The organism is Nitrospira sp. (assembly GCA_030692565.1).
GTDB lineage: Bacteria > Nitrospirota > Nitrospiria > Nitrospirales > Nitrospiraceae > Nitrospira_D.
On the sequence record JAUYAO010000054.1, the window covers coordinates 150,193 to 169,369 of the forward strand.

14 protein-coding genes and 1 pseudogene are annotated in these 19,177 nt (G+C 57.6%); 4 read left to right on the plus strand and 11 right to left on the minus strand.

The window, feature by feature from the left end:
* The first annotated feature begins 17 nt into the window (after positions 1 to 17).
* Positions 18 to 752, plus strand: a complete 735-nt coding sequence (locus Q8N04_14895) for an NYN domain-containing protein (GenBank protein ID MDP3091961.1) — start codon at positions 18 to 20, stop codon at positions 750 to 752.
* 193 nt (positions 753 to 945) lie between these two features.
* Here Q8N04_14895 and Q8N04_14900 read toward each other — a convergent pair whose 3' ends face one another.
* From Q8N04_14900 to Q8N04_14915, 4 genes are all read right to left on the minus strand, one after another.
* Positions 946 to 1,920, minus strand: a complete 975-nt coding sequence (locus Q8N04_14900) for a DUF1080 domain-containing protein (protein MDP3091962.1) — start codon at positions 1,918 to 1,920, stop codon at positions 946 to 948.
* 60 nt (positions 1,921 to 1,980) lie between these two features.
* On the minus strand, positions 1,981 to 2,913 hold the full coding sequence (locus Q8N04_14905) for a GDSL-type esterase/lipase family protein (protein MDP3091963.1): 933 nt from the start codon (positions 2,911 to 2,913) through the stop codon (positions 1,981 to 1,983).
* Positions 2,914 to 3,176: 263 nt separating this feature from the next.
* Entirely contained in the window at positions 3,177 to 4,073 is an 897-nt protein-coding gene (locus Q8N04_14910; protein MDP3091964.1) for a phytanoyl-CoA dioxygenase family protein, read from the minus strand.
* Positions 4,073 to 4,612 (minus strand): glycosyltransferase, encoded by a 540-nt coding sequence (locus Q8N04_14915; GenBank protein MDP3091965.1) that lies wholly within the window; start codon positions 4,610 to 4,612, stop codon positions 4,073 to 4,075. The genes Q8N04_14910 and Q8N04_14915 overlap by 1 nt, the downstream gene beginning before the upstream one ends.
* Positions 4,613 to 5,994: 1,382 nt before the next feature.
* Between Q8N04_14915 and Q8N04_14920 the strand changes: the two are divergent.
* A pseudogene (locus Q8N04_14920) lies at positions 5,995 to 7,121 on the plus strand (IS3 family transposase).
* Between the two features lie 200 nt (positions 7,122 to 7,321).
* Here Q8N04_14920 and Q8N04_14925 read toward each other — a convergent pair.
* From Q8N04_14925 to Q8N04_14945, 5 genes are all read right to left on the minus strand, one after another.
* A complete protein-coding gene (locus Q8N04_14925) occupies positions 7,322 to 8,263 on the minus strand; it encodes an ATP-binding protein (GenBank protein MDP3091966.1) in 942 nt (313 codons plus the stop codon).
* Positions 8,260 to 8,568, minus strand: a complete 309-nt coding sequence (locus tag Q8N04_14930) for a hypothetical protein (protein MDP3091967.1) — start codon at positions 8,566 to 8,568, stop codon at positions 8,260 to 8,262. Before Q8N04_14930 ends, Q8N04_14925 begins: the two co-directional genes overlap by 4 nt.
* Before the next feature lie 70 nt (positions 8,569 to 8,638).
* Positions 8,639 to 10,021, minus strand: a complete 1,383-nt coding sequence (locus Q8N04_14935) for a hypothetical protein (GenBank protein MDP3091968.1) — start codon at positions 10,019 to 10,021, stop codon at positions 8,639 to 8,641.
* Entirely contained in the window at positions 10,022 to 11,026 is a 1,005-nt protein-coding gene (gene galT / locus Q8N04_14940) for a galactose-1-phosphate uridylyltransferase (GenBank protein MDP3091969.1), read from the minus strand.
* Positions 11,027 to 11,128: 102 nt separating this feature from the next.
* Entirely contained in the window at positions 11,129 to 13,333 is a 2,205-nt protein-coding gene (locus Q8N04_14945; protein MDP3091970.1) for a glycoside hydrolase family 57 protein, read from the minus strand.
* Between the two features lie 76 nt (positions 13,334 to 13,409).
* Between Q8N04_14945 and Q8N04_14950 the strand changes: the two genes are divergently transcribed.
* Entirely contained in the window at positions 13,410 to 13,832 is a 423-nt protein-coding gene (locus Q8N04_14950) for a VanZ family protein (protein MDP3091971.1), read from the plus strand.
* Positions 13,833 to 13,899: 67 nt separating this feature from the next.
* Here Q8N04_14950 and Q8N04_14955 read toward each other — a convergent pair whose 3' ends face one another.
* Together Q8N04_14955 and Q8N04_14960 are read right to left on the minus strand one after the other, a co-directional pair.
* On the minus strand, positions 13,900 to 14,643 hold the full coding sequence (locus tag Q8N04_14955) for a response regulator transcription factor (protein ID MDP3091972.1): 744 nt from the start codon (positions 14,641 to 14,643) through the stop codon (positions 13,900 to 13,902).
* A gap of 26 nt (positions 14,644 to 14,669) precedes the next feature.
* Complete coding sequence (locus tag Q8N04_14960) at positions 14,670 to 15,392, minus strand: LuxR C-terminal-related transcriptional regulator (protein MDP3091973.1); 723 nt, start codon at positions 15,390 to 15,392, stop codon at positions 14,670 to 14,672.
* Between the two features lie 459 nt (positions 15,393 to 15,851).
* Here Q8N04_14960 and Q8N04_14965 point away from each other — a divergent pair, with 459 nt between their 5' ends.
* Positions 15,852 to 19,049, plus strand: a complete 3,198-nt coding sequence (locus Q8N04_14965) for a response regulator (GenBank protein ID MDP3091974.1) — start codon at positions 15,852 to 15,854, stop codon at positions 19,047 to 19,049.
* Positions 19,050 to 19,177 lie beyond the last annotated feature (128 nt).

The window sequence follows — 19,177 nt, forward strand, 5'->3', positions numbered from 1 at the left end:
TTTTTTTTGGGTAAATCATGCGCTCCTGTATATTTGTAGACGGAGAGAATCTTCGTCATTCGCTCATTGATCTATTTGCCGGTGAATTTGACCCGCAAGATTATCTCCCTAAGACAGCTCGATGGCATGAATTCTTCGACTTCTTAGCTGCGAATTGCTATTCATCAGAAAAGCTTCGAGCCTATTGGTATGTTGTAGGCAAGGTAGATTTTTGGCCATGGAATCTACCGCACAGTATTAACGATCATCAGAAGCTCGTAAATATTCTTCGTAAGCACGATCCATTTGCCAAGGCACTTAATGCAGCCGCAAACGAACGAACTTGTGCTGAGAATATTCTGCACGATCTAGAGGATGAACAGCGTAAAATCGAGAAGCGCTTTCATGGATGGCTCACACTCCAAAATGGAATAGTTGGTCAGCATGATGAAGTCGAATTTCGTCGGGCAGGGACCATTCACTATAATCTCTGCACTAGACGGTTTGGATCAGAGAAGGCTGTAGATGTGAAGCTCTCTATCGATATGCTTCACCTGAAGGACATTTATGATGTAGCCGTAATTGTTTCTGGTGATGGGGATTATGTTCCGGCAGTCCAGGTTATTAAAGATTGCGGGAAGAAAGTTGTTAATGTTTCCTTTGAGACCAGAAGTGGGGATTTATTGCCTGGTGGGGCACGGACACTTAATCAGATCACTGATAAAGTCTTGACCGTTAAATATAATCAAATAAAGCCGCTCTTGCTTCCATAGTTTTCCTCTATTTCTATTTTCATAATAGCCCACTACCCCCGTCTGATGGGGCTCTGGCCGGCAACAATCGTGATCAGATCCGGGCTCCTTTGGGGGGATCGAATTCAGGACAGTGTTACTAGAGGAGGACTCAGGGAAGAACTCAGGGCCGTGTCGCCGTGCAGGACGAGTCAACGTTGCATGAATCGAGACGCTAAGGGACTTCATTAAGCAAAGGCGTGATCACGATATTGCGGAATGACACACGGCCATGGTCTCCCTGCAGCATGATGGGGCCCGGCCGTGCTTCATCACTGTCGAGGGCGGCACCCGTGGGCCCTGGAATTTGTTCATGGGCAATCACGACGTGATCGTTCAGCCGCACGGTCACCTCTCTCCCGATGAGAGTGACATCAAGTGTTTGCCACTCGCCTTGGTTTTTCCCGGCCGACAGGGTCGGAGCGATATGCCCAAAGATCGCGCCGGTCGAGCGAACGCTAAGCTGCCTGTCCGCATCGTTGGCGATTTGTACTTCGTATCGGCCTCGAAGGTACACTCCGCTCCCGCCCTCGTCGTCCAGCCGAAATTCTAGATGGAGATGAAAATTCATGAAATCGGTATTCGATTTCAGGTCTGTGCAGGATGGGTCGTTGAATAAGACACCCTCTTCGGTATGCCAACAATAGGGTGAGGATCCGTTACGCAAGGTCCACCCAGGGAGATTGTTGCCAGAAAAAATGGCAACAGGCGTTCCTTGCCGCAGCGTGGTAGGTGTTTGTAGCTCCGGCGCACGAACTCCAGTCCATCTAATGGTGGAACTGTGGTCCGTTGTCGTTCCAGATAGAGCATCTCCTGTATATCTGGCGGTGAAGTGTAGTCGCTTCCCCATAAATATGTGAGAGAAGGTCAGAACGTCTTCCGTGATTGCAACATCTTCAATGGGCTCAGCTCCGCCAAAGATCCACACCAGCTGACCGCCCTTGACCTTGTTGCCAATGGGTTTAATCTCTAACCAGGCAGAAGAATAGCCAGGTGTTTCGAGAAGAGTGATGTTCCAACGCCCAACGAAATCAGGCTCGGCAGCGAACGTGGGATGACGAGAAGTAACGATAGTTGCAAGGAGTAATAGGGGAAACACAACAGTAAACAGAAAGGGCGGACGTTCTCTCACGATCGGGGTAGCAGGCATGGAATCATATCAAGGGATTAGGCTTTCCGTGGTGTTGCCTCTATTGGTTCCCTCTCACTTCTAGGGCCGTGAGTCTCCGGAGTCTGGGCGAACGGCCCGGATTGCTTCTCGTGCGGCGGGAAGGAGTGCTGTCGCTTGAATCAGATACCCCATCTTATTCGCGTGCCCATCGTACGGCAAATGGTAGAGCTCTTCTTTGGTCAGTCCGGTTTCTCGGAAGGAAGGAAGGAGCGACACCGTGGTCACTCCCATACTCCTCGCCAAGGCTTCAGCCCGGCTGAGTTGAACGCGACTCCGATCGTCCGTAAACGTGTCGGCTCCGATCCGTTGATGTGTCGGATAGCCATTGAAGATAAAGCGGATATTTCTGCCGGATAGAGACTGAATCATTGTCTCCATCTGGCGTGAGTAATTTGCCCATAGCTGTTCATGCCGGGGTTCCGAGTCCTCAGGATTTGAAATGAATGCCGCGGTTGATGCATGGGGCGCCGAGTAGGTTTTCCATGTCGCTCTGACTTTTAGGAAGTAATTGAAGAGGGCTGTGTCGCGAACGAGTTCATAGACGGCTCTCAGCCCTGTCTGTCCCTTCACTTTCCGGTTTTCCGCAAGCGCCGCAAATTGAGAGGGCTCCGCGTCCAAGTCAGTAATATCATTTTCGCTGAATGTGAGAATGACAATGTCCGGGGCGAGGCTCATGCTCCGTTTAAGGATCTCTACTTGATCCACAATAGTTGTGCCTGGTACGCCCCCATTGATGACTTCGACAGAATGCCCTTCTTGTCGCAGCATCCGCTCAAGATTTGCGGAGAGCGTCTCCTCATCGTTCACAAACTGACCGAATGTGCCGGAATCCCCGAGGCAGAGGATTCGAATAACGTGAGGAGGCTTGATTTGTTGAAATTCAGGCCCTCGATAGCCGAGCGAGTTGATCGTCGCATGGTAATGAAGCTTGGGATGAGGCGTTTCCTCCACCGATTGGTTCGGTTCGAACATGCCCGGCACCCGCACAAAGTCCCTATTTGAGATGGCGTGGATGCTGGCAGTGGAGATGTGGCCTGAAGCTCTCAGTGCCAGCTCAGACGCTAACGCAGTGACGCCGAGCAGGAGACCTGAAAAGGAAACCAATAGGAATATTCGTCTAGCGCGCATTGGGACCTTCCGAAACTGTAGGGAGGAGGGTGAGCTCTTTCCGATAGAGTGGACAGCGCAGTTCGACATATGGGTGTCTACGCCGGAGAGCCATACCCATAGTCCTCCTACTGACTCAAGAGATTTCGGGCCTTGGCCAGAGCCCTCCGAGGATAATAGAGGGCTTGGTTGATCTGCAGGGAGGTTTCTAGAAGGGATCGGCTGATTCCCTCTAAAAATACATGGCGACGTCGGCGTTCGAAGCAGTGCTGATAGTTTCTCTTGTCGCCAAATCCCAAGACCCGTTGTGCTTCCGGTGTGAGGTTTCCCAGAAAAGCCGCATTGAGGAGCAGAGGGTGGTACCGATAATACTCAATGTCCTCTTGCTGGAGCGGGATACTGGGGTCATGATAATTCAGGAATACCGCTTGTCGGGGCTCCAAGACGGGCGTGGCCTGCCGGTGAATCCCGGAGGTGTCAAACAGGACAGCCGACCCCGCAGTCCCCGGAACTTCAATAATCTGCTCCCTGGGAACTTGTGAGACTTCATGGCTCTGAACAAGCCGGGGGTGTTGTTTGCGGTGGCTCCCCTTGATGTAGGTGAAAGCGCCTGAGCGAACGTCGGTCAGGTAAATGGCAAGCTTGACTTCTCGCGGAATCGTGGAAACAGTGGTTTGGTCGTACCAGGCATCGCCGTGCCACCCGTGAAAGTTTTTCTTGGTCGGAAGAGATAACCACCCCTTTGCTTCGACAAGCTGGAACTGAGGGCCGATATATTCCTTGAGAATTTGGAGGACAAGTGGGTGCAGGCCGGCGTCGAGGAACCCCTGGTCCAGAATAAGTACATCCTGGACCATGTGGCGATACATCTCGGTACGTTCATACCCTACGGTGTCGTTCCATGCCATGTTTCGCAAACGAGCTTCAAAGGCTTGTTGCATTCCTCGCAGTTGAGGCCCCGTGACAAATTCCGGGAGTATCACAATGCCGTCACGGTCGAGCTGATTCGTTAGATCATGTGCCATCACCGCACCTCAAGGCATGTTGTATTGTAAATGGCGACAGCGTCGGAGACTCGTGATTCATGGGAAAACTGTGAGACAGCCAGGGCTCTGGCCTTCACTCGCATCTCTTCCCGTTCCGTCTCTGATGCATAGAGCCGGAAAATATGGGCTGCGAGAGCCCCAGGATCTCCAGCTGGAACCAGCGATCCGGTTTGGCCAGGCTTAATAAATTCAGGGATGCCTCCGACAGCACTTCCGATCACAGGCAGACCGCAAGCCATCGCTTCAAGAATAACAAGGCCTGCCGCCTCTTTCCATAAGGAGGGGCAAACGAAACAGTCAGCAGCCTGCATGAATGGACTCACTTCAGCTTGCAGGCCGCAGAACCTGATTCGCTCACGGAGACCGAGAGATTCGGCGATGCGTTCAAGGGGCAGTCGTTCAGGCCCGTCTCCGACAATCCAGAGTACAACATTGGATGGAAGATCGCTGAGCGCCTGGATAGCAACATGCACACCTTTCTCCCGAATGAGGTGCGCCACGACCAGGACTATAAACACTTTCTCCGCCCCTTGGGAACATCGTATCGTTGAACGTGTTGTTTTGTCAGGCTGGAAGCGGCCTGTATTTACGAAGTGGTGATATCTGCCAAGGTTAGGCCAAATGGCTTGTCGCTCTAACTCCTCTAAGACATAGTCGCTGACAGCAAGAACTTTTGAGTAGCCTCCAAGCATCAGCTTCTTGCATGCGCTTGAGAGCGCATGACGGGTGGGACGAAAAGAGGTTGGTCTGGAGTTGTGGTCGGTAAGGTAATGCCGCAACTTGGGTCGTAGGACACGCAAGACTGCCGCGTATCCGCTGAGGGGGTGGTAGAGATTCCAATGGACTACGTCAATGCGATGCCGGTCGATCAAGCGTAACAGCTTGCGAAGAGTGGGGATGTTGAATCGTCCGAGTGGCAACGATGTAACTGTCAGTCCTGCAACTCGGTATCGCTGTTCCTCCTTCTCTGGAAGCGTTGCGGCAAAAACAGGGATGAAGGCCCCCCCCTCTTTAGCGATGGCTTGGCTTGTAAGGTAGATCTGTTCTTCCAGCGATCCATACTTGCTTGAAGGATCGAGGTTCACTGCATATAGGACGCGCTCGAACATAACCAGACCTGCCTTGTAGTGCCAGTGGGTGATGTAAGTGCCTCTGCCACGCAGGTCCATATCATCATAATTCCTGAAGAGTTACCACACATCAAAAGAGGGGGGCTCCACAGAATGCTCACGATTCATTCGTGACAAGTGTTCAATTTTGTATAGGCTTGGTCAGCTGGTCTGAAGGCGGAGGAATCAGAATAATTGATAGGTGAGGCCAAGATAGGGGAGGCTAAAATTTAGCCCAGAATTGGGCGATCGAGTCCCTGCGTTAGAGATGTGCCTGACGCGGTAGCCGGTCGTCAGCGCCCATGCGGGAGTCATCTGGTAGGCACAGCCAACTCCACCCCATCCCAGAAAATTGAATTGTCCTGGTTGTTCTGGGACTCGCCCTCCCAAGTCCGTCCACGCCGGGCCCTCCGCCTCCCTCGATGAAGGGGCGCACCCGTCCAAACGCCGTGGAGGTATAGGCCATTTTCGGAGTCAGTCCGATCCCATAGGCTGTAATCGGACTATGAGTATGGACGGCGACGAGTTCTGCGCCGAGCGCCAGTTGGCCTTGGTACCAGCCTGAGCCGATCGGTTCCGTAAGGGTCATCATCCACGACGGGATGAAGGCTTCCCCGAAGAGTTTTGAGGATTGGCTGGTCCCAACACGCAGGGGAAAGAATGGCCCGGTCGTGAGTCCTATGGTTTGGGTGCCGATGGGAGAGGGGGATCCGGAAATTCGGACAGTGTGCTAAGTGGTAGCCTGGCTTCACCGAAGCCACCAGGTGGTGGCGAACCAGAGGAGCGAGGCAATGAAGCGAACACGACGGAATCACGGAGCGACGTTTAAGGCCCAAGTGGCGTTGGCCGCGGTCAAAGGCGACAAGACGCTGGCCGAATTGGCCGAGCAGTTTCAGGTCCATCCCACGCAGATCACGGAATGGAAGCAGCAATTACTGGCGCGGGCCGCGGATGTGTTTGGCGGGGCCACACCGACGGCGGACACGCCGGATCTCAAGACCCTCCACGCCAAGATTGGCCAACTGGCCCTGGAAAATGATTTTTTAGCCGGGGCGCTCACCAAGGCGGGCTTGCGGAGCGCAAAGCCATGATCGATCGGACCCATTCACTGCCGGTGCAGCGGCAATGCCAGCTGCTGAAACTGGCCCGATCCACGGCGTACTACTCCCCGACGCCGGTATCGGCAGCGGAGCTGGCCCTGGTACGTCGGATCGACGAACTCCATCTGCACCATCCGTTTGCCGGCGCTCGCATGTTGCGCGATCTCTTACGGCAAGAGGGGCAGGCCATTGGGCGGCGGCATGTGGCGACACTGATGCGCCGCATGGGGATTGAGGCCCTGTATCGCAAGCCGCGCCTCAGCCAGCGGCATCCGGCCCACACCATCTATCCGTATCTCCTCCGCAATCTCACGATCCGTCGTCCCAATCACGTCTGGGCGGCGGATATCACCTACATTCCGATGGCGTGAGGCTTTGTGTACTTGTTTGCGGTCCTCGACTGGGCCAGTCGCCGGGTGTTGGCCTGGCGGCTGTCCAACACGCTGACGACCGATTTCTGTCTCGATGCGGTGCAGGACGCCGTGAGCCGCTATGGCCCGCCAGAAATCTTCAATACCGATCAAGGGTGCCAGTTCACGAGCCAGGAATTCACCGGGCTGCTCACCCACCACGGCATCCAGATCAGCATGGACGGGAAAGGGTGCTGGCGAGACAACGTGTTTGTCGAACGGCTGTGGAAAAGCATTAAATACGAGGAGGTCTATTTGCACGCGTACGAGACCATCGAGGCTGCCCACCAGGGCGTGGCGCGCTATCTGACGTTCTACAATCAGACCAGGCCACATCAGGCGCTTGACGGCCAGACGCCTGACCAGGTGTATTATGACCATCTGACGACACGGCAGACCGCCGCGTAATCAGCACTACGCCAGGCGCCACTTAAGGAATGCGCGAAACTGTCCAACCAACCGGAGCCACCTCTGGGGGTTGATATTGGCCCATCAGATGCGGCTGCTGAGCAGGGAAGAAGGTGCGCTGTCAGGAACAGTAGTAGGACAAGGCTAAGAATGCGAGTCAACTGAGAACGGCAGGCCATGAGTAATAAGTGGTGGAGGGCTTATGAATTAGAATGGACTTTGGCTCGTGCCATCATCTTACAGTAGGAGCAGACGTCGGCGGTGGTCGGTTGCTGACAGACGGAGCAGGGGTGCAGCATAGCCTGATCTTTCTCGGCCATTGTAGCCTGAGGGGAGGCTTCCGGCTTCCGCTGTTTGTCGAGGAACCCGCAATAGAAGGCTTGCTTGGTGCCGGGCGATTCCGTTTCGAGCCGATTCAACACTTCCTTGTAGAGCAACGTCCTGGCGCCTTTCGCCATCGGGCATTCTTCGACGATGTAGTCGATCCGGTTCAAGACCGAGTAGGCCGCCAATTCGCGCTCGGACAGGCGAAAGAGCGGTTTCACTTTCTTGGCGAATCCGTCAAGGGATGCCGGCAGGTTGGGGGACTGCTTATCCAAATACTCTTCCTGCCAGCGGAGCACGTTGCCCAGCAGGCGGGCCGCTTCATCGTCGAGATTGTGCCCCGTGGCCATCACATCGTATTTATGTTCCAGCGCCACGCGATTGAACTGGTAGCGTTTGATGGTTCCACATGTACTACAGGTCGGACGGTGAATCAGCATGGCCAGTTCCTTGATACCGGCTCCGGCTTCCTGCTCCACGGTGTGGACGTGCAGGACTGCGCCATGCGGAGCGGCCACGGTTTCGGAAAGCTTGATTGCTTTGGCATGGGACACTTCCGAATAGCCGCCGATGCCGAGGTTCACATACAGTGCGTCCGCCTTGTAACCCATCTTGAGGAGGACATCCCAGAGTGCCAGGCTGTCTTTGCCGCCTGACACGGCCACGAGGATGCGATCATCCTTCCCGAACATTTTTTCAGACTTGATGGCCCTGCCGACCTGGTCATGCACATAGTAGTTGAAACAGTCTTTGCAGAAGGCGGCATTGTGGCGCGGCAGATCGATCACCGCGCGGGTTTTGCATTTGGTGCAGTTCACTTTTTCACCGAGGCGTCAATCGTCAAGCGCCAATCGTCATTTGTGGAGTCGAGATCAGCCGTTATCTCATCGGTTGACGAGTGACCAATGACGGATGACGTTTCTTCAGGAGAGCCGCCGGAAATCACCGGTCGGATTTCGATCTGGTCCTGGTCGTAGAGCATCTCGTCTTCGGTCACGAGTTCGTCCCCACGGATGACCAGGTGCGCTTCCACGACGAGGTTGAGCTCTTTCAGGAGGTCTTTGGCCTTCTTCGGACCTTTGATTTCGACGGTTCTGGCCGGATGGCTGAGTTGAATGTGCATGGGGCGATCATATGATGCCGATGTGTGAGGGAGCAAGGGGCGAGAGCGATGTGTGAAACGTCGGATGTGGTCAATGAGACGTGGAGAGAATCCGGCGGGCGTAGGCCAGGCCTTCGTCGAGCGTGGTGAACAAGCCATCCAACTGGGCTTCGTAGCAGTCATCGAGGTGTTTGCCCATCTCAGGGCCAGGAGAAACTCCCATCGCAAGCAGATGCCGGCCCATTACGATTGGGGGCGGGGCCTGCGCTTCAACGTCCAGTTCCCGTGCTTTCTTGAGCAACCACTCGCCGGCAGGAAAGTCATCGAAGGGTTTCGGGGGCCGGCCGGCATGATCGGCGCGCGCCACGCGCACGAGGCGATCGATGCGGCCTACCTGCCTAGCTAGACGGCGAACCGCACTGTCGGACGCCTTCCCATCGTAGAGCGCACGGGGGCGTAGGTGGCACAGCACGAGGGCCACGATCTCGTCGGCAAGGCCGGTTTGATTGGTGAGCCGGGCAAGAAATTGCCTGGTCGGGGCCTCCCCTTCCGGTTCATGGCCGCGCGAAGTGATGCGCCCGAACTCTTCCTTTGTCGTGGCGGGTTTGCCGAAGTCATGACAGAGCACGCCAAGGCCGACTGTCAGATCGTCCTCCGCCTGTCCGGTGCGTTCCCCGGCGAACCAGTTCAGGCAGTGGAGTGTGTGAACCCAGACATCGCCCTCCGGATGCCACACCGGATCTTGCGGGCAACCGGGCAACGCGGCAAGCTCCGGATAGAACCGCAGCCAGCCGCAATCGTGGAGCCACTGTAGTCCCTTCGAGAGGGTAACCCCCTGGAGCAGGAATTTTTTCCACTCCTCCCAGATCCGTTCGCTCGGGAGATGCTCTTGTGTGAGCGAGCGGCAGAGTGCAATCGTCTCCGGTGCCGCCGTCAGGTTGAAGCGCGCAGCCAGTTGCATCCCGCGCAGCACGCGCAACGGATCTTCGGCAAATCGTTCGGAGACATGGCGCAACGTGCCGGCCTTGAGATCGTCGCGGCCGTGAAAGGGATCATGAAAATCCAGCGTATCGGGGTCCCAGGCCATGGCGTTGATGGTGAAATCTCGCCGTGAGAGGGCTTCGTCGATGTCCATCTCAGGGTCGGCCAGGTGGAGCAGCCCGGGGATCGTGGCTTCATCCAGAGGGCGTCGCATGGGTAGCGAGACGTCGATCGGCAGACCGTCGAGCTTGAACACGCCGAAGGCCCGACCGACGAACTGGACGGAAAAGTGTTCGGTGAGAATGCTGTGCAGCTGGCCGGGAGGAAGACCGGATACTTCAAGATCTAGGTCGCGCGGTTGCCGTTCCAGGATCAAATCGCGCACGCAGCCTCCGACCAACCAGAGCCGGCCTCCGGCGCGTCGAATCAATTGCTCAATTTGGCGCAGTGGGCCTGCGAGAGTGGGGTCTTCAATGCGGAAGCGAACGGGCACCTACAGCTCCGCTTCCCTCAGGAACTTGGCTGATTCTTCGGGAGCGACAGGATTGATATAGAAGCCGGTGCCCCATTCGAAGCCGGCAACCTGGGTGAGTTTGGGGATGATTTCCAGATGCCAGTGGTAGTAGTCGCCGGTTTTTTCGTGCAGCGGGGAGCTGTGGAGGATGAAATTGTACGAGGGACGTCCCAGCGCTTTGTCCATGCGGCGCAGGGATTCTGAGAGAATCGGGGCCAGAAATTCGAATTGCGATTTCTGGCTCTCTTCGAAGTAGGCGGCGTGGCGCTTGGGGAGAATCCACATTTCAAACGGGAAGCGCGGGGCATAGGGGGTGACGCAGAGGAATTCCTGATTCTCCGCCACGATTCGATCGCCGCTGGCAAGGTCCTGCCGGAGGATGTCGCAGTAGATACAGCGTTCCTTCTGCTCGTAGTGGGCGCGGCAGCCGTCGAGTTCCTCCGTCACGCTGGTCGGAACGATGGGCAGGGCGATGAGTTGGGAGTGGCTGTGTTCCAGCGTGGCGCCGGCCGAGGCGCCGTGGTTTTTGAAGATCAGGATGTAGCGGAAGCGCAGATCTTTTCGGAGATCGATCATACGGTCGCGATAGGCCCAGAGCACATCCTCTATTTTTTTCGTCGGTAGATCGGCGAGGCCTTCCTTGTGGCCGGGCGATTCGATGATGACTTCATGCGCGCCCACGCCGTTCATCCGGTCGTACAAACCGATGCCTTCCCGGCCCATGTCGCCTTCAACCTGCAATGCGGGAAACTTGTTCGGGATGACGCGGACGCTCCAGTTCGGCGAATTCGGTTCGCCGGGTTGCGGCCGATAGGCCATGATTTCTTTCGGCGTGAGTCGTTCCTGGCCCGGGCAAAATGGGCAGATCGCAGTGGAGATCGGTTTCGCCGGTTGCATCTGGGCAAAGTCATGCGGTCGGCCGTTCCGTTCGGTCGAAATGATCACCCAGCGACCGACGATCGGATCACGTCTTAAGTCCGGCATCTCTTTTCTCCAATGCAGGCTAGGGGCGAGAGGCTTGAGGCTATGGGTGCGAAAGGTCTGATTCGACCTCTAGCCACGTGCCTCTTACCCCTCGCCCATGGGTCACACTCTCCACAGCCCCGCTTCAAACTCCGGCCCCGGTACGGTCAGGATGGCCGGCGTATGATGCGGATAGCGGGCCACTTCCAATCCATGTTCGAGAATCACGAGACTCAGACCCACCTCTTGTTCCGCTTCAAGCTGGAGGTCCTTCATCGGGATCGCCAGTTCTAAAATGGTGCGGCGACAAATCGAACGATAGGGACCGATCTCCTGCCAGGTTTCTGCCTCACCTTGTTGGAAGAGCGTGAAGGACTCCGGTCCTGACGGGGCCAGAGAACAGGAGAGACGGAAGCTGTGCTGAGGCCCGTGGAGCGTGATCTCCATCCCCAATCCGTTGAGCCGGGGCTGCGCGGCGTCATCCGGGTCGAGCCGTAAGAGCAGATGGTCTTGGCTCCAGCCGAAGTAGATGGCCGTGAACAACCCCTCGGCTTTCCACATCGCTCCCAGCGGCGGTTGCGTCGTGATAGTTCCGGCCCCGCGCCATTCGAAAAAGTCCGTCACCAGGCCGTCGATGGTGGGGGTGAGGATCGAGACCGGCTGGGTGATGCGATCTGCCGCAGCCTGCTGGGTCATGGCACAGATCGGCTGGTTCAATCGATCGGGCGGTGTGAGGCCCATGAAGAGCCAGACGTTGCGCAAGTGGGTGCGAAAGAGGCGATCGAACTCCTGCTTGTAGTCGGTGTCGAAATCGTCGCCGTACCACCAGAACCAGTCGCTGCCCTCGGCGGCATAGAGCTCCTGCCAGGCCGCCTCTGCACGGTCCACCGGCAAGGTCGGGGCGACTTCCACGAGACGGGTGCGGGTATGGCCGAGGAGGTCCCAGCCGCGGTTGTCTTCCTGATGCCCGATCCAGATTTTGTAGTCCTGATTGATCCAGGATCCTGAATGGAGTGCGGGCAACTGTTGGGTAGGCGGGACCGCGGTGAGGCCTTCCGACATGGTGGAAGCCGTCAGATGGACGGCCTGTTCTTGATCCAATTCATGCGCGGTGAACGCGCGATAGAGCCGCGAGAGGAAGTGTTCGCCGCCGTCATGATAATGCTCCCAGGGATTTTCGCCGTCGAGGATAATGGGAATGAGGATCTGTTCCTGGGGTGCGTTGTGAATAATGTTTCGGAGACGGCGGAGCACGTCATCGGCGGCGGAGTCCGGATTGGTTTTGTGGTACACGAAACCGAAGGCATCGGAAATATCGCGATCGCGAAAGACCATCGTGAGGTCTCGTCCGGACTCTCCTGCACGATAGGGCTGGTAGAGGTCGGTGTGCCGATACCAAGGTCGATTGCTCAATTCGAATGAGCGGGCGAGTACGCCCTCGTCGGTCGCCAGCCAGCGGAGCCCGGCGTGATGGACCAGCGGGAGCAGCTCGGGGCAGACGGATCCTTCTGACGGCCAGAGTCCGACCGGCGGCTGGCCAAAGGTCTTGCGGTGAAAGCCGACGGCCCGCTGGAGTTGCGTCTCCGCATCTTCCGGCGCGCGAAACCGGGAGGGCAGGGGCAGGTCGGGACGCGCGCGGCGATTGATATCCGTATCGATGACGAGCGGCAGGATCGGGTGAAAAAACGGTGTGGTGGTGAGTTCGATCTGACCCCGGTCGAGGAGCTGACGGTAGAGGGGGACAATCTCTTGAATCGCGATCCGCTGCAGCGCGAGGACTTCGTGTTTGTCGTCCTCGGTGAAATTGCGGTTTTTGTTGCGGAGCGCACCCAGGCGGGGGTAGCGCTGGAGCGGCCCATACCCGAACCAGGCCAGGTTGTGCCAGACCTGCAGGTCCAGAAAATCCTGTGTCGAAAACTGACGGGCGACCTTGGCGAGATCCGGTCCCGAGACCTCGGTGCCGCGTTTGACCAGCAGTTCGTGATAGCGGGCGAACGGGCGCACCATCGTGGCCCAGTTGGCTGAGAAGAAATGGCGGATGAGGAAGGCCTGTTCCTCCGGCGTCAACTCTGCGGCAGGACGTTGAGCGCGTTCAAGAAACAAATCGCGCACGGTGCCGTTGCCGATCTCCTGAAGCTGGAGTAACAACGACGGCGTAAAGTTAAACGTGGCCTTCACCGCCGGGAACTTCTCCAGCAGGTACGCCATATCGAAATACGCTTTGGTGGCATGGAGGCGCACCCAGGGCATACTCGCCGTTCCCGCAATCGGGTCGGTGTAGTAGGGCTGGTGCATGTGCCAGACAAAGCAGACGTGGACGTTTTTCATTGGAGCGTGATTTCTCTCATTTTTTGAAGTATGTCATAGGGGTCCGAGACGCGCAACGAACAGAGGAGTTTGTATCGTGACTGGTCAGGCCGGAGAGACGGGATGGAGGCGCTTCGTCGTGTATTGGGGGCCGGTGGTCGGCTACGCCGGATTGATTTTCTACCTGTCGGCGCAATCGCATCCGGACGACAATCTGCCGTCTCTGTTCGTGGCGGTGAACGACAAGGTGCGGCATGCGCTGGAGTATGCAGGACTCGGCGGGTTGTGCTATCGGGCGTTTCGCTGGGGCGCGACGGGGGCAGTAGCGGCCCGTGCGTTGCTCTTCTCGATTCTGACGGCGTCGCTGTATGGGGCGACCGACGAAGTCCATCAATTATTCGTGCCGCTCCGTGAGTCAAGCTGGCAGGATTGGCTGGCTGACGTGACGGGCTCGGTGCTGGGAGCGGTTTGGTGCAGTCGTATTTCACGCCCTTATTTCTTCTTAAGTGCCAAGGGATAACGCGCTTGTAAAGGGTTCTCTGAACGGCGAGTCTTCTCGCCTCCTTGAGATCGAAAAGGGCGCTGTTTTATGTCGGAGGAGGCAAGGCTGGGCAGCCGAGATCGGCAATGCTGAGGCCGCAAGTCTCGCGCGTTTGTTGAATAAAGGACGAAGTGGCTTGTGCCCGGCGGGTGACCTGAAGTTTTTCGTAGACGTTGCTGAGATAATTCTTGACGGTCTTATCGCTCAGGCCGAGTGCGGCGGCGACTTCCTTATTGGTCTTTCCTTGCGCGACAAGATCCATGACCCGCTTTTCTTGCGCCGAGAGCTCGGGCTGTATCTCCCCGGAGGTTGAGACGGATAGGCTGCAGAGGTGCGTCATAATCCGCTGCGCCACCGCGCCATCCAGAATGACCTGTCCGTCGGCGACGGTTTCGATGGCCCTGGCTAAGTCTGGCCCGATGACGGTTTTGAGCAAAAACCCAGTGGCGCCGGCGCGCAAAGCCGAGACGATGGACCCGTCATCGGCGCCGTGCGTCAGTACGAGCAGACGGGTGTTGGGAGAGGCTTCGCGGATGCGGCGGCAGGCGTCGATGCCGCTTCCGTCCGGCAAGCGCAGTTCCACAAGTGCGACATCGGGCGTGAGCCGACGCCCGGCTTCTATGGCCGCGGCCATTGTGGCCGCTTCGCCGACGACCCGGATGCGCCCCGTTTGATTCAGGACCGCTCGTATACCCGTTCGCGCAATCTCGTGAGCATCGACGATCAGCAGCCTGATGCCGGTAGCACGCCCGGCCTGATCGAGAACGGAACGAGCGATCTGGCGGCTCATGATCCCTCCTTCGGCGGGTTCCTCCGTCATTGCGCGCTGGCCCGCAGGGCGAACCGAATCAGCGCGCTGCGCGAATGGAGTCCCGTTTTTCCCCGGATTCTGGCCAAATGGCCTTCGACTGTTCGGACACTGAGGCGCAGCGCCTTGGCGATTTGTTTGTCCGGCAACCCCTCGGCAAGGAGCGCGACGAGTTGCCGTTCGCGGGGAGTGAGCTGCGTGAGCACACGCGCGGCGGCGGTCGTATCGGCCTTGCGCTTGTCCCCATTCTGCGTGGACACAAAGGTGAGCCCCTCTGCGGCCAGGTTGTCCGCGGTCCGCTCCGCATAGACGGTAAAGCGGCAATCGCGCGGCGGGTGTCCTGCGCCGCGGTACACGGCCACCTTGCCGTATCCAAACGACTCTCTCGCGAGTTCACCCAGCAGGCTCGCTTCGATCCGGCAGATCAGAGAATCTTCTTTCGCCAGTGTTTCAAAGGGGCAGGTGTGACAGTGAACCTCGATCCGATGCTCCGTGCCCTTCGTCATGGTGTGATCCCATCCCCAAAGGGCTTTCATCCATTCCCCGAAACGGAGATAGTCGGTCAGAGCCGATGAGGACGCCGTATTGGGAGATCGGGGAACCTGGCTGGTGACAGCACGGGCAAGACTTGCTCCGATCTCTTGAAGCGTGCGTTCGTACACGGATGGATGGAGAAGCGCCTTGATGGTTTCTGCGAACCGTTCAAGGACTTCCTCGGAGAATGGTTTCATCTCTGCCACCTGTCAATCAGGCCTTGAGGGGGGATGGGTTATCAAAATAAAAGAAACTCGGTCATTTGCATCGAACGCGGGAAGGGCAGTGAAGACGGCATCAGATAGCATCCATTTCAAATCCAGTCTAGGAACCACTGTACAACAGTCGGCCCTATTCACATAGAGGCATTAGGCCTTGCTGTGACGTCAACGGTCTGAATGGAGGGACATTCTACAGAATTCTTTTGATCGGGAGGTAGCGTAGGAGTTCGCGATGCGACCGCGTAGAGTCACGTGCCGGCATACAGGTTTCGGCAGTTCCACCGAAAGAGCAGTGAGAATGAAGAGGCAGCGGGACTTTCTTTCTGGTCGGTCCGAGCGGAACGAGATGAATGAAAAACCAACGTTACTGTTGCATGACGATGAAATGGGCCGATGAACGGCGGAGTTGCTGAGAACACCGTGTCGAGACCTGCGATGAATCCACTGTCGGTATCCCCGGAGCAAGAGGCTCGAGAAGCTGTCACGACAGATCGGCAGTCAGTCCGCCTTCCGTCTGTGCGCTTGTCGAGCCTGGTCCTGATGTGCCTGCTGGTCACTGTGACGGTCGGATGGATCACGTTGCGGTATCTCGAAAATCGAATGGTGGCGCAGGCCGGCCAGAGTCTTGCGCTCGCGGCCGTCGATATTGCGGGCAAGCTGGATGTGTTGATGGCTGAACGGTACGGCGATATTCAAATGATGGCTCGTTCCAAAAGTTTTCAACAACGGGATCCGTTGGTGATGACCAGATATCTGCAATGGATGGCGACCGCCTATCCTGTCTACGAGTGGATCGGCGTCACCGATCCGGCTGGTCGAGTCATCGCCGCGACGGATGCTGTGAGCGTCGGCGCCGACCGGCGTGAGCAGGAATGGTTTCAGGCGGTACGGGATAATGGAAAAATCCATATCGGAGAACCGCAGGTGTCTGAAGCTTCGCACGGCACTGGTGTAGTTTTTTTCGCCGCGCCGATCCATGGAGCCCACGGAGAATTTCTCGGGTCCATCAGTTCACGAGTCGCACTGGCCGTCGTTGAAGACGCGTTTGAGCGCACCGTGAATGCGCTACAGGCGCAATGGGGAACCTCGACGCAGATCGAATACCAGTTCTTGAATCGCGCAGGAGAGATGATCGTGGATTCGCAATTGCGCGGAGAAGGTCTGGTGAACCTCAAACGTGAGGGATTGCCATCGGCGCAGTTGTTCGACTCTGCTCCCTCCGGGTTCGTCGAAGAGCGGCATCTGCGCCGGCAAGTGGAGGTGGTGACGGGCTATGCGATGACGCGAGGCGTTCAAGACCGGGACGAGCTGCGTTGGGGGGTGTTGGTGCGTGTGGATCGAGAGCATATTCTGGCTCCCGTCCAGGGGGTCGTCAGCAACATCGGTCTGGCGGGCGCCGGCCTGTTGCTGCCGTTGAGCGTTGTACTCCTGTGGAGTGTCGGCCGTCTGGAATACGAGCGGAAGACGGCGATCAAAGAGCGGACGCGGGCGCAGGCAGCGGAAAACACATTCCAGCAATTGGTAGCAGCGGCTCCCGATGCCTTGGTCATCACCGATATGGCCGGCCGCATCCTGTTGGTCAATCGACAGGCGGAGCAGCTCTTCGGGTATCGGGCGGATGAATTGATCGGGCAGGCGGTCGAGATTCTGCTCCCCGAGCGTTTCCGGGACGCGCACCCTGTCCAGCGCGCACGGTACTGTGAAGCGCCCACGATGAGGTCCATGGGCGCGGCCCGCGACTTGTTCGCGCGCCGGCGGGATGACCGTGAAGTCCCTGTCCACATCAGCCTCAGCTGCGTCGATACCGCCGACGGCCGGGTTATTCTTGCGGCGATTCGTGACATGACTGCGCAACAGCAGCGCCATGTGGAATTGCTCGCCGCGAAAGAGGCGGCGGAAGCCAGCACCAAAGCCAAGAGCGAATTTCTGGCGACCATGAGCCACGAAATCAGGACGCCGATGAACGGGGTCATCGGCACAACGGGCCTGTTGCTCGATACCGAGTTAACGGCAGAACAGCGAGAGTACGCCGAGATGATTCGCCGCTCAGGAGAATCGTTGCTCGACATCATCAATGAGATTCTCGATTTTTCCAAAATAGACGCCCGTAAGCTCGATTTGGAGATGCTCGATTTCGATCTGCGCGCGACGGTCGAGGATGCGGTTTCGATGCAGGCCGAACGCGCGCACAGCAAAGGGTTGGAACTCGCCTGTCTGATCAACGGGACGGTTCCGACGGCGGTCTGCGGGGACCCCGGCCGTCTGCGGCAGATTTTGACGAATCTGATCGGAAACGCGATCAAGTTTACCGAACGCGGCGAGGTCGTTGTCACGGTCAGCGTCGCCGGGCCAGTCGATCCCCCGGGGCAATCAAGCGTCGAACTTCGATTTGACGTCGCCGACACGGGAATCGGCATGACGGCGGAGCAGTGCGCCAAAATCTTTCAGCCCTTTGTGCAAGCCGACGGATCGATGACCCGTAAGTATGGCGGCACCGGACTTGGGCTCGCCATCTGCAAGCAATTGACGGAACTGATGCAAGGACACGTTGGGGTAGAGAGTGTGCCAGGAGCGGGCAGCCGGTTCTGGTTCACGGTGCGATTAGACCGGCAGCCGGAGGGTCGTCATGCGCCGGAGCCCTCTGGCCGCTTTCCCATCCCGCTTCGGGGTCGCAAGGCGTTGATTGTGGACGACCACGCGATCAATCGGAAAGTTCTCGAACATCAATTCAACACCCAAGGTCTCCGGTATGAAAGCGTAGAGAACGGTTTGCTGGCGCTTGATGCGCTTCTGCGGGCGTTCAGCGAGGGCCAGCCATTCGATTTTGCCGTTCTCGATCTGCATATGCCCGGGATGGACGGCCTCGAGTTGGCCCGCAGGATCAAGGCCGATCCGGCGACCAGTTCGGTTCGATTGGTCTTGCTGGCCTCGCTCGGCCGCCGCGGGGACGCCAAGGCTGCGCGGGAGGCGGGCATTGCCGCCTATCTCACCAAGCCGATTCGTCAGGCACAATTGCTCGATTGTCTGAGCCTCGTGTTGAAGACGAAGGAGGCTCCCGCAGACGCGTTGCCGGGTCAGGGGCCGGCGATTATTACCCGGCACAGTCTGGGCGAGGCTCAGGCCGATGTCCGCAATCGGGTGCTGGTGGCGGAAGATAACCCCGTCAATCAGAAGGTCGCCGCCAAGATGTTGGGAAAGCTTGGATGCCGGGTGGATGTGGTAGCCAATGGCCGCGAAGCCGTGGAAGCGCTAGCCCTACTTCCCTACGACGTCGTGTTCATGGATTGCCAGATGCCGGAGATGGACGGATTTGACGCGGCGCGCCTGATTCGCGAACGCGAAAAACGTCAATCGTCAACCGTCAAGCATCAAGCGGATGACGAGGAACATGAGACTGGTTCAGGCGGGAGCTATTCTTCACGATCGACGAATGACGAATCACGAATGACGTCTTCTCGCCGTATCCCCATCGTGGCCATGACCGCCAATGCCATGGCAGGTGACCGGGAGCGCTGTCTGGCAGCCGGCATGGACGATTTTGTCAGCAAACCGGTTCAATCACAGATCTTACAGGCGGTGCTTCAGCGATGGCTGGGGACACCGCGCTCACCGGAGGATCAGGGGGGGAACTGATCGGCTGGCAGCGTGGCGCTGCGTCAGTTGAGTACAGCAAGTCATCAGCCCCCTCTTGAAATGATTCCGTTCCGGGCGTTCTCGCTGTGCTGTTTCTGCTGTGTTCGTGACAAGCCGTAGGCCTCTCG

What these genes read in the sequence shown, in the direction of transcription:
- Q8N04_14965 (MDP3091974.1), top strand. Translation starts at nt 15,852, where the DNA reads ATGAATCCACTGTCGGTATCCCCGGAGCAAGAGGCTCGAGAAGCTGTC.
- Q8N04_14955 (MDP3091972.1), bottom strand. Translation starts at nt 14,643, where the DNA reads ATGAGCCGCCAGATCGCTCGTTCCGTTCTCGATCAGGCCGGGCGTGCT.
- Q8N04_14910 (MDP3091964.1), bottom strand. Translation starts at nt 4,073, where the DNA reads ATGGCACATGATCTAACGAATCAGCTCGACCGTGACGGCATTGTGATA.
- Q8N04_14945 (MDP3091970.1), bottom strand. Translation starts at nt 13,333, where the DNA reads ATGAAAAACGTCCACGTCTGCTTTGTCTGGCACATGCACCAGCCCTAC.
- Q8N04_14895 (MDP3091961.1), top strand. Translation starts at nt 18, where the DNA reads ATGCGCTCCTGTATATTTGTAGACGGAGAGAATCTTCGTCATTCGCTC.
- Q8N04_14900 (MDP3091962.1), bottom strand. Translation starts at nt 1,920, where the DNA reads ATGCCTGCTACCCCGATCGTGAGAGAACGTCCGCCCTTTCTGTTTACT.
- galT (MDP3091969.1), bottom strand. Translation starts at nt 11,026, where the DNA reads ATGCCGGACTTAAGACGTGATCCGATCGTCGGTCGCTGGGTGATCATT.
- Q8N04_14930 (MDP3091967.1), bottom strand. Translation starts at nt 8,568, where the DNA reads ATGCACATTCAACTCAGCCATCCGGCCAGAACCGTCGAAATCAAAGGT.
- Q8N04_14905 (MDP3091963.1), bottom strand. Translation starts at nt 2,913, where the DNA reads ATGTTCGAACCGAACCAATCGGTGGAGGAAACGCCTCATCCCAAGCTT.
- Q8N04_14960 (MDP3091973.1), bottom strand. Translation starts at nt 15,392, where the DNA reads ATGAAACCATTCTCCGAGGAAGTCCTTGAACGGTTCGCAGAAACCATC.